Source organism: Furfurilactobacillus sp. W61-4 (assembly GCF_057545565.1).
Map to the genome: position 1 here is coordinate 213,693 of NZ_BAAJNZ010000004.1, position 13,615 is coordinate 227,307.

The following is a 13,615-nucleotide window of genomic DNA, read 5'->3' on the forward strand; positions in this document are numbered from 1 at the left end:
GCGCGTTGCATACCTTTGCACCGCAGTATCTGAAAGGATCATTTTTTGATTTTATCGTTCTGTCACATTACTTATCCACTAAGTCTACAACAACTGTTGGCGTCGTTTCTTTTAGCGTCACGGTCTGGTCATCACACGTTAATGTCAGGCCATCACCATGTATTAATGTAAACTGAGCCTGACTGCGCGTGACGCGGACTTCAATCTGTTCGCCACGATATTTAATTTTAAAGCCCAGTCCCATCCATTGCGTCGGCAAATGTGGACTGAACACCAAGCCCGCCTTAGTTCGCTGCATGCCAGCAACGCCAAAGACCATTTCCATCCAACTAGCGCCCATATTGCCCACGTGAATGCCATCTTGGGAATTACCTTGACTGTTATTTAAGTCGGTTAACATCGATTCGGCAATGTACCGGTAAGCTTTATGATGGGCGCGGATTCGGTTGGCTAGGACACTGAAAATCGCGCGGGATAGAGATGAGTCGTGGGTGGTAATTGGTTCATAATAATCAAAATCTCGTTTGAGCTGTTCAATATCTTGATCCTCAGGGAAGAGAAAATCACTCATCAAAGTATCTGGCTGTTTATTAACCTGATGGCTATACAGCCGCAAAGGATGATAGTGTAACAACAGTGGATAATCATCCCGTGGCGTTTGGTCAAACGGCCAAATCGGCATGTTAAATGCACCATCGTCTTGCATTTTAACGCCTAGTTCCTTGTCGAACGGCAAGTACATTTCATCAGCGCTGTGGGAAAAATCAGCCAATTCTTTATCTGTGACGCCCAATGCCTCTAATTTCTCTGAACCAGTCGCCTGCAATTTTTTGGCAAACATTACTGCCAGTCTCAGATTATGTTGTGCAAGTCGATTAGTATAGTAGTTATTATTCACTAATGCCGTATATTCATCAGGACCGGTGACTTTATTCAAAACAAAATGGCCACCCTGAGGGCCATCGACCCCAAAACTCCCCATCCGTTGCCAAAAGCGGGCCGTTTCTAAAATTATTTCAAATCCCGCCTCTGCCAAGAAGGTTTGATCATCAGTTACCGCCACGTATTCGGCCACCGCATAAGCAATATCTGCATTAATATGCATCTGGGCTAAACCGGCTGGAAAATACGCTGAAGCCTCTGAACCATTAATGGTTCGCCACGGAAATAACGCCCCGCTATCTAATCCGTAATCACGTGCTTGTTGCCGAGCAGAATCCAGCGTCTGAAACCGATACATCAGAATCTGTTTGGCACGATCGGGATCCGTATAGATAAATGCCGGCAGCATAAACATTTCAGTATCCCAGAAATAATGTCCCTCATACCCAGCGCCGGTGAGTCCTTTAGCTGGAATGCTCGTATGACCATCATGACCAGCAGATTGATGCAAATGGAATAGATTAAAGCGAATTCCCTTTTGTGACTCTGGGTCCCCTTCAATTTGAATATCTGCATCACGCCAAAAGGCTTGCATCTGTCGCGCCGATTCCGTGAATAGTGAAGAAAAGGAATGATGTTCTAGATGATCATTAGCCTCTTTTAAATAAGCCGCATGATTCATCGCGACATCCATCAAACTATGAATGTCGCCGACGGAATAACCAAAGTCAAAGGACTCCGCTAAACCCTGTTCCAAATCGAGATCCATCACATAACGTGGCATACCGTCATTCTGGTCAAAATGAACGAGTGAATCTTCACCCAAATAACGCCACATCAAGACTAATCCTAGCTGCGAACGCTGGGTGGTAATCTGCATTGCTGGAAAATCCGCGCTTAAATACTGTCGATCTAACCCATTTTTACGCACCACCGCCCGTGGGTCACTTTCTCGATCAAAAACTTGATCAATGTAAGGATGTTGCTTATAAATCTTCACTGCGCCACTAAAATTCAGTGGCCGAACCGTATAGCTTTCACCGAAAATCGCATCATCAGCTTGTGAGGCAAACGTAGACAATGAAAGTTGCAGCATCTTGCCCCCCGGTGTCGTAATCTCAAATAACTCATTTAATAATCCGGTTTCTAAATCAAGGTTTTTATCCACTAGTCGGGTCGTAAAGGTCACTTCATCGGACCGTTGACCATCAATTTCGATCACCAGATACCGTGGATCAGGCAACTGAGCTATTGTCTGATTATTTTCTGGATAGCCAGCGTACTTTTCGCCATAAGAAATTTGGCTGAGATCATAAAACCCATTAACAAATAAACCAGGCATACCGGTGGCCAACTGCGAGTTCCCCTGTAGCGGATCACTGGCCCTGACCCCCAAGTGACCATTGGCTAGCGCATAAATTGTTTCTAAAAAGGCTGGATTGTGATCACTCAGATCCTGCAAATGTAATTGAAACGTTCGTTTTTGTTCACTAATTGCCATGATTATGTCTCCCGGACCGTTTTGATGACCCCATCATAAAGCAAATTTTCTTCAGTGCAAAACTTAATGCGACGCAATTTCATTTAACACTTTAAATGAACAGATTAACTTTCCCGGTTGACGCCGACTTACTGTGACTTAACTAACTAGGTATAGCGTAGTTACGCCTAATCCCTTCGTCAATCAACCGTTTTTATTCCTAAAAGTGTCCGTTTTAGCAGCGATCTATTGGCTTTTACCCGTTAAAGTGGTTTAATATAAGTTTAGAAATAATCTAAGAAAGGAAATCGCCATGGCAGAAATTATTGATGAAGCTGCTGTTCAGATGCTCAAACAAAACAAATTACGCGTGACGCCACAGCGGCAAATCGTCCTTCATTATTTAATGACTCATCACAACCATCCAGACGTTGGCACACTGTTTAATGAGCTTACGGCCGCTCATCAAGATCTCAGTCTCGCCACCATCTACAACACCCTTAATACCCTTGTCGAGACTGGCCTGGTGATTGAACTGGAAAATGGGGATGCTGGCACGCACTATGACTATTTTGGCCGCCCTCACTTTCATGCGGTTTGCCAAAATTGTGGCAAAATTACAGATATTTTCTACGATGACTTCAGCAATCTAGAACAAGCCGCCATCAAACAATCGGGCTACCTGATCACAGAAGATCATATTGAACTGTATGGATACTGCCCAGAATGCCAGAAAAAGTTAGGCTTGACTGCCCCAAAACCGATTAATTAACACTTTACAATTTTTTGTGACTGGGAACTAAGTCGTCATGGTCCGCCCACCTAGCTGGTCGCAATGATATGACATAAAAACTAGTCCGGCAAATTTCATTATCCAGCTACAGCGCAAACAGGCGCGGAACACCAGTCGCAATTGACTGGTGTTCCGCGCCTGTTTATTTATCACTAGCGACCCCAATTCACAATTATGCTTTCGTCGGTCGCCCATGAGGCAAGGTTAAGGCAAGTAATAACCCAATTCCACCGATGAATAAAAAAGTCGCAAAGGTCGCTTGATAACCAGCCAAACTTGCTTGATGGAATCCCAGCCTGGTTTGATTGGCCGTCGTTACCCGACTTAAAATGAGTGTAGCCCCGGCAACGCCGGCTGAGCCAAGCAGTTGGCGGGCCGTTGTTGTTACCGCGGTTCCATGAGCGATCAATGTATCTGGTAATGAATTGGCTCCCAAGGTGACCGCCGGCATCATCACAAACGCATTTCCACCCTCAGTCACTAGGGACGCCAAAATCACAGTTATTAACGTTAAATGCTGGCTTGCTAACGTTAAATAACCGAAGCCGAACATAATTAAACTCATCCCAATTAAAATCACTAACCGGGGCCCAAATCGATCCATCAATTTGCCAGTCCAAGGATTCAATAAGCTTAACCCGATCGCTGCTGGCACTAAAGCCAGCCCAGAGGCAAATGCGGAAAGCCCTAAAACATTTTGATAAAACAGCGGCAGCACAATGGTTGTCACGATCAGCGCAATATATGAAATTCCAGTCAATAAAACGCCGATCGTAAACAAACGACTTTTAAATACGCGTAATTCCAATAAAGGCTGCGTATGTCTGAATTGTCGGTAACAAAATCCAATAATCGCTAATCCACTAACAACTAGTAACCCCAATTCAAAATTGGAAACACCGTTGGTTCCGAGCTGATTTAAGCCAAATAACAACCCAATAAAACCTAATGATAATCCGATCGACCAGCCATCAATACTAGTGACGTGCTTTGGCATCACATCTTTAATAAACCAGAAGGAAGCCACGAAAACACCGCCGACTAAAATTAAAAATAACGCGAAGAGTCCCCGCCAGCTGGTCAACTGCAGCATGATCCCAGAGACAACTGGTCCAGTCGCCAAGGCAGACCCCATAATCAGACCTGCTGTCCCCATGGTCGAGCCTCGCTGGGCTTCCGGTGTAATGGTTAACAAAACCGTTTGAAAGGATGGAAAAATAATGCCCACGCCTAATGCTTCAATGAGCCGGCCGACGACCAATAACGGATACGTCGGGGCGACCAGACACAATAATGTTCCTAGTGCAAACAGTCCGGTAACCGCCCTAAATAACGTACTGAAACGAACGTTATTTAACAACCATGGACTGACTGGAATCATAATGCTCATGACGAGCATAAACCCGGTCGTCATCCACTGAACTGCTGATGCCCCAATACCAAAGGTGCGCATCAAGGTTGGATAAGCCGTCGATAATGAGGATTGACTAATCGACATACTAAAAGTTCCCATCAATAAAGTGGTTATAAAGGCTGTCCTACGATAAGGATGTCCTTGATTATCAATGGACGTGACTGTACTTACTGTCAATTTTCATTCACTTCCATTCCTTTTTTATTTATACGAAATTGTAAATTTGTGCCAAATAAAAAACGCGGTGCCGAGCACGATGCTCTGAGCGCCGCGTTTTCGTTGGCCATCATGAAGGTTTAAGCCTGATGTGGATGATTCATCTCATCCATACTTAATAAATGATACGTCTGTGGATGTTCCGGATCATAAGCTTCAATTTGAGCCATCATCCCCGTATCTTCATGTTCCAGAATATGGCAGTGATACATAAAGACACCCGGTACATCGAAAAGCACACGGATTTTCACTGTTTCACCTGCATTAACCCCAACCACATCCTTAAAACCATGCTCATTAGGGTATGGGGCTTGGCCGTTTCGTGATAAGACTAAGAAATGACAACCATGCATGTGGAAAGGATGAATCATTCCACCATCCATTTCATTGGTATTCGTGACTTCCCAGTCGACCACATCGCCGAGTCTTTGTTTACGATCAATCCGTTGCATATCAAACAACTTGCCATCCAGACGGACTTCATCGTCCATTCCAGACATAACTGTCTTTTCGATCGCTAATCCAGGCGTCGGCTGCCAATCAGCAATATCAACCAAGTGTTCCGGCAATACCGTATCATCTGGCGCAAACGCCCCGATTTCAAACGTCATCAATGGCACATCATCAGAGAATAATTGGACGCGGTCGCCAGGTTTGTACTCACCAAAGTCGACGATGACTTCGGCTCGCTCCGCGGCAGTCAACATCAATTTAGTTAATTGCACTGGGGCTGGTAAAATACCACCATCAGAACCAATCTGAGTAAATTGATGCTGGTCGCCAAAGTGAAGCCGAAATTCACGCCGATCGGCACCGTTTAAAATACGTAAGCGAACCCGTTGAGTTGTGACCTTGAAAACGCCATTGATCGTCCCATTAACCAGTGGATATTGCCCTAAGGTTCCATCGACATCGTAATCAGCATCGTAATCAAGTTGATTATCGTGATACGTACGATCTTGAAGGATCACTGGGATATCGTCCACCCCATAGTTTCGTGGAAATGGCAATTGACTTTCAATCTCATCCTGGACGACTACCGCAGCGGCCAATCCATTCCACACTTGACGCGCCGTGTTTGGACAAGGATGCGGATGAATCCAGTCAGTTTGCGCTGGTTGATCTAGCGTAAAGTCAATGTCACGGCTTTCGCCTGGATAAACCGGTGCATGGGGACCACCATCCGTGACTGGTCCAGGAACGTTTAACCCATGCCAGTGTAATGTGGTGACTTCTGGCAATTGGTTTTCAATATGCACGTGATAATGCACGCCGTCTTTCAGAACAATGGTGGTGCCCAATAAATCAGCATTGTAACCCCAAGTCTTGGTCTTAACGCCGGGCAGGATCTGGGTTTCACCGGTGCGAGCAGCCACGGTATACCACACGTCGTTGCCTTCAACACGATCTGGTTGCAAGGCCGCTGGAATTGCCAACGGCTTTTCCGGAACGTCTGGAAGTGACAGCCGCACATACCCACCATCATGTAAATCAAAAACGGGCTCATCAAAAAAATAATCGGAGTAAACCTTTTGTTCAGCCATTATGACTCCTCCTCAATATGTACTTTGGGTTTTCTAAACGCACACCAACAGTCAATCAGTGCTTGCAAAAACATGCCACCAGCCATAACTTCCATCGCTAACATATTTTGCATGGTAAAGACCAAATAAATCAAAAAACCATATACGACTAAAAAGAATAATGAAATTGACTTTGACCCAGTTCCCATCTCTTCACCCCCCTTGCTACATTGTATTCATTCTAAGTTAAAAAGTCACGGCGATTCTCAGAAAATTTAGCCATGTTTTATGGTCCGCTGGTTAAAACGGCCTAACATCATAAAACGGCTCTATGCACTCGTAACCATCCCAAATCCGCGATAATTTGAACAAAATTCACTTAGTACGGGCCAATTTTAAGCATGCTCAGGGTCGATCTGTTCAGGTTCCCCTGGTAAATACAGCAAGATCAAAAGTAAAATTCCTATTGAAACTAGGCCAATCACCAACAATTGTCGATCAAAGTCTAGCACAGGACCGGCTTGAAATAAGACATGCCTCGTCGCTTTGACCGCAGGATACAATGGCGTGATGGCATGAAACCAGCTCAATCCCGTTGGTAACATTGGCAGGGGCAATGTCCCTGTTCCAGTAATTGCCCCTGCCATCAATAACGGGATGTTGATCCACAAGCCGGCCGGCTGAAACAACATACTAGGAATGAGTGCAAAATTGGTTGCGACCAACTGTAAGAGAATCATTTGCAGATATAATTGAGCAAAAATTGGCAATGAAAACTTGAGCAACCACATTAATAATCCCACGCCAGCAATTGTCGATGTCACAGCCATCACAACTTGGCACCCCACAACAGCTGCGAAAGTTTGCCATTTCGAATAATGCACCCGAAATCCATTGAAAACATTGACAAAAGTCATCGTCGCAATCATGCCACCAAGATAAACCGCCATTGTCAGAAACATCGGTGCCATTTGCCAACTAGCTTGATTCCGGCCGCGATCAAGTCGATGCGTCTTCACCCGGACTTGCACATTTATCTGCTTAAAAATATGGTTCACCTGTTTTTTAACAATGGGTTGGGCCATTGTGACTTGTGCTGCTGTAGGTACTCCTTGTTCAGCTAATCGTTTCAAGACGATAGGAGTCACCAATTGGGTTAAGCTTCGCCGCGTCCTTTGCTTAGTTAACATCGTGGCTAAGATTTCTGGCAACGTATTCGTAATTCCACGCACCGTCCCAGCGACAATCATTTGTGTCCCTTGATTCTTGAGTTCGGTTAATTCAATAACTTTTCCCCGAGTAATCTGATTAGAAAAATGTTTCGGGATAACAATGGCCAAATCTACTTGATTATCCCGCATTTTTTGTCGAATTTTTGTCAAGCTACCTCGCGTTAACTGTGCCGATAGACGCTTAGCTAGTTCATGGCCAACTCGCTGACCCAACGGCCCAGCGTCTTGATTCACAATTTGTGTGTTAATTTGCACTGACTTTTTTGAGACTTGACTAAATCCCCACACATAACAGCCGACCATTGCCAACTGGTAAATGATCGCCATAATCACGGCGACCCAAACAAACCGATTTTGCAGCATCTTCTTTAGTAGCATTTGCCTAGTCTCCTTTTCCCAAAACAAAATGAACTACTACTATTTCATCAGCCTGTCCAATTGTAAACGTGGTTGAAACAGATCAGCACCTTTTGTACCAAATTTCTTAAATTAGCTCAAAAATACATCAACGCTTACGAAGCTTCACTCAGCTCAATCAAAAACACCAGCACAAAAAAACGCAACGCCATAACGACGTTGCGAAACTAACTGCTTCTTGATGTAAAAATGAGAGCCAATCAGAAAAGCGTTCATAACTGAACTTACTTTGCTTTTGGCGCTGCTTCGATCGTGTCCGTCTTGCCAGCAGCCCAACGTTGGATTGCGGCAATTTCTTTTTCGCGACGAATCCGCCGCTGACGCTTAGCAACGGGACGGGTACCGGCGAATGAATTTAATGGTTTCTTTTCTGCCATGGTCCTTCTCCTCTCAATACTGTGTTCATAACACGTAACACTATACCAGCTTTATCAGACGTGAGCAAGGTAAAAATCAGCGCAGCACAAGAATCACTCGTCAATAAATCAGCGTGTGAGCAAGCCCAGGTAAGCCTGGTCAGCAATAATGACTGATTATCCACACAAATCGTGTCTTTCGCGGATGTTTCCCACTAATCATCCCACCTTTAATCCAGCTACATCAAGTTTCAGAATCACGCCAAAGTCAGGTATCCTTAATTCGTGCTACACTAATGATATTAAATGAAAAGGAGTGAGCGTTGTGGATTATATTAACTTAGGACGCAGTGACATCCATGCATCGAACATCGGTCTGGGCATCATGCGCATGAACCAGTTGTCCGTTGCGAAAGCCACTAAAGTCGTGTCGACCGCTGTTGAGCTGGGCATTAATTTCTTTGATGGCGCCGACATTTATGGGGAAGGCAAGTCCGATACGATTTTCGGTCAAGCGTTAAAAGAGGCCGGCATCAAGCGAACTGATATTTATGTCCAAGGTAAAGTCGGTATTGTGGTTGACCCACAGCGCTCTCACGATGGCTTAGTATTCCCCGCCCGTTATGACTTTGATCGAGATCATTTAGTGGATGCGGCTCATCAAGAACTAAATCGAATGGGGCTTGATTACTTTGACAGTTTATTACTCCATCGACCAGATCCACTGATGGAACCAGACCAAGTTGCTGCTGCCTTAGATACCTTACAAGCAGATGGTACCGCCCGTCATTTCGGGGTTTCAAATGAAAATCCAGCCCAAATCGAACTCCTGCAGCATTCAGTTCACCAACGACTGCTTATCAATCAACTACAATTTTCCTTGATGCACACAGGCATGATTGATGCTGGGATGCATGTCAATATGGCTGACGACCGTAGCATTGACCACGATCAGGGTATTTTAGAATACACACGGCTTCACAACATGACCATTCAAGCTTGGTCACCTTACCAGTATGGCATGTTTGCTGGGGTATTTATTGATAACCCGAAGTTTCCTGAATTAAATGCGATGATGCAAAAAGTTGCGGACCGGTACCAAGTGACCAAAAATGCGATCGCGACCGCGTGGATTTTGCGGCACCCGGCTAAGATTCAAGTCATTGTAGGTTCTATGAATCCCGATCGCCTCAAAGAAATTGTTGCCGCTGAGCAAGTTAAGCTCACGGCTCAAGAATGGTACGATCTTTATTTGGCGGCCGGTAACGATTTACCGTAATGGTTCACTAAATCTACCAACTTAATTAGATAACGCCCCAGCAAACATTCAAAACTGAGTTTGCTGGGGCGTTGTATTAATCACCAAAATTAGTTGGCCGCCGAGGTTGCTTCTGCTGAGGGCTTCGTCGGTGACGGTTCGGTAACTTGATGCTTTAGTCCAATTCCGGTTATGCCGCTTAAAATAGAAAAGACCGGCGATAGCAAACTAAACAAAGTAAAAGGTAGAAAAGCCATTGTCGCTACCCCTAGGGTGTTGGCCGCGAAAACACCGGCCACCCCCCACGGAATTAAGTAATTAATCACTGTGCCGCCATCTTCAAGCGCACGGCCCAAAGCTACCGGTGCTAAACCTGCATCATCAAATGTCTTTTTAAAAGCTCGACCGGGTAAAATCACAGATAGGAACTGTTCCCCGATGAATAGGTTAACGCCTATTCCGGATAAGACAACCGCCGTAATTTGCTTACCATCCGTATTTAGATGCTTAGCAAAAGGAATCATCACTGCATCAATTAAGCCAAACTCCATGAGCATGCCCCCTAACGACAGCGTCAGGACAATTAATGAGACAGTCCCCATCATGCTAGCGATTCCACCACGAGATAACAGTAAATCGACTTCCTTATTCCCAGTGTGCGACACGAAGCCAGTCTCAATAATAGCCGCAATCTGCGTGAGTTTAGTTCCAGGATGTTCAATGAGCAACATTACTAACGAGACTCCAATATTTAAAAACAATGTTGGGATTGCTGGTACCCGGCGCCAGGCACAGATAAACATGCAAGCAATCGGGACAATGGCCCATGCAGAGATGGTAAAGTGTGCATCTAAAACATCAATAACCCGATTGATACTGGCCAAACTCGTCCCCTTTTCACCACTGCCCATAATGCCAAAAACAATCAGTGAAATCACAAATGCTGGAATCGTAGACCACATTAAATTCATAATGTGTTTGAACAAATCCGCGTCAACCACCGCAGCGGTTAGATTAGTCGATTCAGATAATGGTGATGATTTATCACCAAAAACCGCTCCAGAAATAATGGCACCGGCGACCAAAGCCGGATTAACGTGCATTGTGACTCCCATGCCGAAGAAAGCAATTCCCACTGTAGAAATGACAGTAAAGGCGCTCCCAACCGCACTCCCAACTAACGCACATACCACAAAAACCGAGGGTACAAACCACTGCACGCTAATCAGATGAAAGCCAAACACCATCAAGGATGGAATAATACCTGCTGCAATCCAGGTACTGATTAAGGCACCGACAAGAATAAAAATAAAAATCGGCACGATTCCAGTTTGAATACCATCTTTAATACCATCGTTAATATGTGACCAAGGCAAGCGATGGATTACCCCCCAAGCCATTAATAAGCCCATCACCAGCATCACCGGAACTTGTGGTGATAAACCAAAGGCAATGACCCCGGTTCCCATAATAGTTAACATGATGATCAAAACAACGAGTGCTTCGTTGCGTCCTACTTTAAAGGTTGTTTGTTCTTCCATTTGTTTAACCCCGCTTTATTGACTAAATTAGCTTTCAATCATTAGTTTCGATCATAAATTGCTAATATCGCGGATTACCCCCACAATGGCCAACATTCATTTCGACACCCACCTTTTCACAAAAAAATCGTCCCTGCTATGCAGTCGCATAACAGGGACGATTTTTTAACCGTGGTACCACCCAGCTTAGGTTTTTTAATGGCGCCATCAAAAAACCTCACTCTCACTGGGATAACGGTCCAGAGTTGCCCGTTCATTGTCGTTTTCAAGTATTTCGTAAACTAGCCCTGATCGGTTCGCAGCAACCACCGACTTCCTGACACCCAGACGAGTCCCTACTTGGAATGAAAACAAATGATTAAATGTTGATTAGAAAGATACCAGCTTTTTAATTTCTTGTCAATGTTTTTTTGTTAATCAGAGTGTGAACCAGACCGATTTGACCCTGAGCAACAACGGACAATCGTAATTGGGCGAACTTGGCCCGGTTACGGTTGTTGGTTGTGCGCAAGGGTCAGGTCTGGTGAGCACGTTTAGAAAAAGTGTGAACCAGACCGGGTAAGTCCGAGCAATAACTGGGAATCACGGACGGGTGGGTTTCACCCGGTAGTGGTTGATGGTTGTGCACAGGACTTAGGTCTGGTGAGCGCGTTTAAGAAAGAGCGTGAACCAGCCAGATTTGACTCTGAGCATCAACAGACAAGCGCAACTGCGCGCATTTCCGCTAAATTTATAACCAAACTCCGGCAGCGAACAACAATGTATAACCTAAAAAGAACAGCGATGTGCTCTTAATAACACTCATGTAAGTCTTGCGTTTATCTTGCACCGCAAAAAACGGTTGCATCCCCCGCCACATGATTGGTAATAAAAGCATACTCAATAATGTTTCCCATGGTGCCAAATGCCCGAAAAAATTAACGAGCGGCCAAATTGATCCCAGAACTAGCAGCACACGCATCAAACTAACCGCGTTGCCTCGACCAATGAAATAAGCCAACGTGTGGCGATGGTTTTTAATGTCTTCATCCAAGTCAGCCGTGTTGTTGGCGAGCTGCACCAAAAAGAAAATCAAGGTCAGTGGTAGACATAGGGTAAATGTCGTGGCGATAACGCTGAAATTGAACGGGCGCTGCCCGAAGATACTAACGTAGACACAGGTCAGTTGAATCAAATAAGAAATCGATAACGCCACCACCGCTTCACAGATTGGCATGGCATTTAGGGGCCAGGGGCCAGCTGTATAAAAAATGCCGATGGTGTAGCCAATGAGCCCAAAGATCAAGACCGGCCAACCAGTTCGCGTGACAAGAAGCAGTCCGGGAATTGCCGAGATTAAGTACAGGCTGGTTCCTAGCCACCAGACGCCTTTCAATGGCAGTTTAAGCCGACCTAGCGGATTTGTATGTAACGCATATCCTTCTCGATCTGCCGCATGAACATAATCATAATAATTATCGGAAACGTTCACTGCCAAATCAAAAATAAAGACATCAATCAAACATAGCAAAACATTAATCCAATTGACAACGCCATAATGATATTGTGCAATCGCTGCCCCCAAGACAAACCAAACAATATTCAATGGTGCGGTGTAAATTTCCGTTAGTTCAACAAATACCGACCAAGTTAACCATTTTTTCTTCATCAAATTACTCCTCAACCCTTGATGTACTAAGGCTACCATAAGTAATCGAAAAAAATTAGTCAGATTGCTCGCATTTTGTTTGACCTTTTTTGACCAAAGGTTTAAACTACAGTTACGTTGATTAGCAGAGCAGGCATTCAAGTGCTAACGCCAACTAACTCACAACGCAAATTACAAGGAGGCCTCAATCATGGCTTTAATTCCAACTGTTATTGAACAGTCCAGCCGCGGTGAACGCGCCTATGACATTTACTCCCGGTTGTTAAAGGACCGGATCATCATGGTTTCTGGGCCAATTGAAGACGACATGGCTAATGCCATTATCGCTCAGTTGTTGTTTCTAGATGCCCAAGACTCAGATAAAGATATTTACATGTACATTAACTCTCCTGGTGGTGTCATCACTTCTGGGATGGCGATCTATGACACAATGAACTTCGTTAAATCCGACGTTCAAACGATTGTCATGGGGATGGCTGCTTCAATGGCTTCCATTTTGGCTACCTCTGGGGCTAAAGGCAAGCGTTTTGCTCTGCCACACTCAGAGATCTTGATTCACCAACCTTCTGGTGGTGCTCAAGGTCAACAGACTGAAATCGAAATTGTCGCAGAAGAAATTCTGAAGACACGGAAGATGATTAACGAATTACTGGCTGAAAAGACGGGTCAGGACATTGAAACCATTAACCGTGATACAGAACGCGACAACTACATGACGGCTCAACAGGCTTTAGACTATGGCTTGATTGATCACATCATGACGAACTCCAGTGAAATGAAGTAATTCATTTAATAATTCAGAGCGAAACCTGCCGGGTGTTATCGAGCACTAGCTAAGCCTGAACAGTTGGCGAT

Annotated in this window: 11 protein-coding genes; 3 read left to right on the plus strand and 8 right to left on the minus strand. The window is 44.8% G+C overall.

Annotated features, from left to right (window positions below):
* Window positions 1–67: 67 nt before the first annotated feature.
* Window positions 68–2,383: a glycoside hydrolase family 65 protein gene (locus AC27FN_RS06750; protein WP_487167245.1), complete on the minus strand. Its 2,316-nt coding sequence runs from the start codon at window positions 2,381–2,383 to the stop codon at window positions 68–70.
* 292 nt (window positions 2,384–2,675) lie between these two features.
* Here AC27FN_RS06750 and AC27FN_RS06755 point away from each other — a divergent pair, with 292 nt between their 5' ends.
* A complete protein-coding gene (locus tag AC27FN_RS06755) occupies window positions 2,676–3,134 on the plus strand; it encodes a Fur family transcriptional regulator (protein WP_487167246.1) in 459 nt (152 codons plus the stop codon).
* A 193-nt stretch (window positions 3,135–3,327) separates the two neighbouring features.
* Here AC27FN_RS06755 and AC27FN_RS06760 read toward each other — a convergent pair whose 3' ends face one another.
* From AC27FN_RS06760 to AC27FN_RS06780, 5 genes are all read right to left on the minus strand, one after another.
* Window positions 3,328–4,668 carry an MFS transporter gene (locus AC27FN_RS06760; RefSeq protein ID WP_487167309.1) on the minus strand — a complete coding sequence of 447 codons (1,341 nt, stop codon included), beginning with the start codon at window positions 4,666–4,668 and terminating at the stop codon, window positions 3,328–3,330.
* A gap of 197 nt (window positions 4,669–4,865) precedes the next feature.
* Complete coding sequence (locus tag AC27FN_RS06765) at window positions 4,866–6,329, minus strand: multicopper oxidase family protein (RefSeq protein ID WP_487167247.1); 1,464 nt, start codon at window positions 6,327–6,329, stop codon at window positions 4,866–4,868.
* Entirely contained in the window at window positions 6,329–6,517 is a 189-nt protein-coding gene (locus AC27FN_RS06770; RefSeq protein ID WP_487167248.1) for a hypothetical protein, read from the minus strand. Before AC27FN_RS06770 ends, AC27FN_RS06765 begins: the two co-directional genes overlap by 1 nt.
* A 186-nt stretch (window positions 6,518–6,703) precedes the next feature.
* Window positions 6,704–7,918: a YhgE/Pip domain-containing protein gene (locus AC27FN_RS06775; RefSeq protein ID WP_487167249.1), complete on the minus strand. Its 1,215-nt coding sequence runs from the start codon at window positions 7,916–7,918 to the stop codon at window positions 6,704–6,706.
* Window positions 7,919–8,181: 263 nt separating this feature from the next.
* Window positions 8,182–8,334 carry a hypothetical protein gene (locus AC27FN_RS06780; RefSeq protein ID WP_407883897.1) on the minus strand — a complete coding sequence of 51 codons (153 nt, stop codon included), beginning with the start codon at window positions 8,332–8,334 and terminating at the stop codon, window positions 8,182–8,184.
* A 304-nt stretch (window positions 8,335–8,638) separates the two neighbouring features.
* Between AC27FN_RS06780 and AC27FN_RS06785 the strand changes: the two genes are divergently transcribed.
* Entirely contained in the window at window positions 8,639–9,592 is a 954-nt protein-coding gene (locus tag AC27FN_RS06785; protein WP_487167250.1) for an aldo/keto reductase, read from the plus strand.
* An 89-nt stretch (window positions 9,593–9,681) separates the two neighbouring features.
* On the opposite strand, the gene nhaC is transcribed toward AC27FN_RS06785, so the two are convergent.
* Window positions 9,682–11,112, minus strand: a complete 1,431-nt coding sequence (nhaC, locus tag AC27FN_RS06790; protein WP_487167251.1) for a Na+/H+ antiporter NhaC — start codon at window positions 11,110–11,112, stop codon at window positions 9,682–9,684.
* Window positions 11,113–11,842: 730 nt separating this feature from the next.
* Entirely contained in the window at window positions 11,843–12,760 is a 918-nt protein-coding gene (locus AC27FN_RS06795; RefSeq protein WP_487167252.1) for a UbiA family prenyltransferase, read from the minus strand.
* A 190-nt stretch (window positions 12,761–12,950) separates the two neighbouring features.
* Between AC27FN_RS06795 and clpP the strand changes: the two genes are divergently transcribed.
* Window positions 12,951–13,544, plus strand: coding sequence for an ATP-dependent Clp endopeptidase proteolytic subunit ClpP (gene clpP, locus AC27FN_RS06800; RefSeq protein ID WP_487167253.1), 594 nt, complete (start codon window positions 12,951–12,953; stop codon window positions 13,542–13,544).
* The last annotated feature ends 71 nt before the right edge of the window (window positions 13,545–13,615 follow it).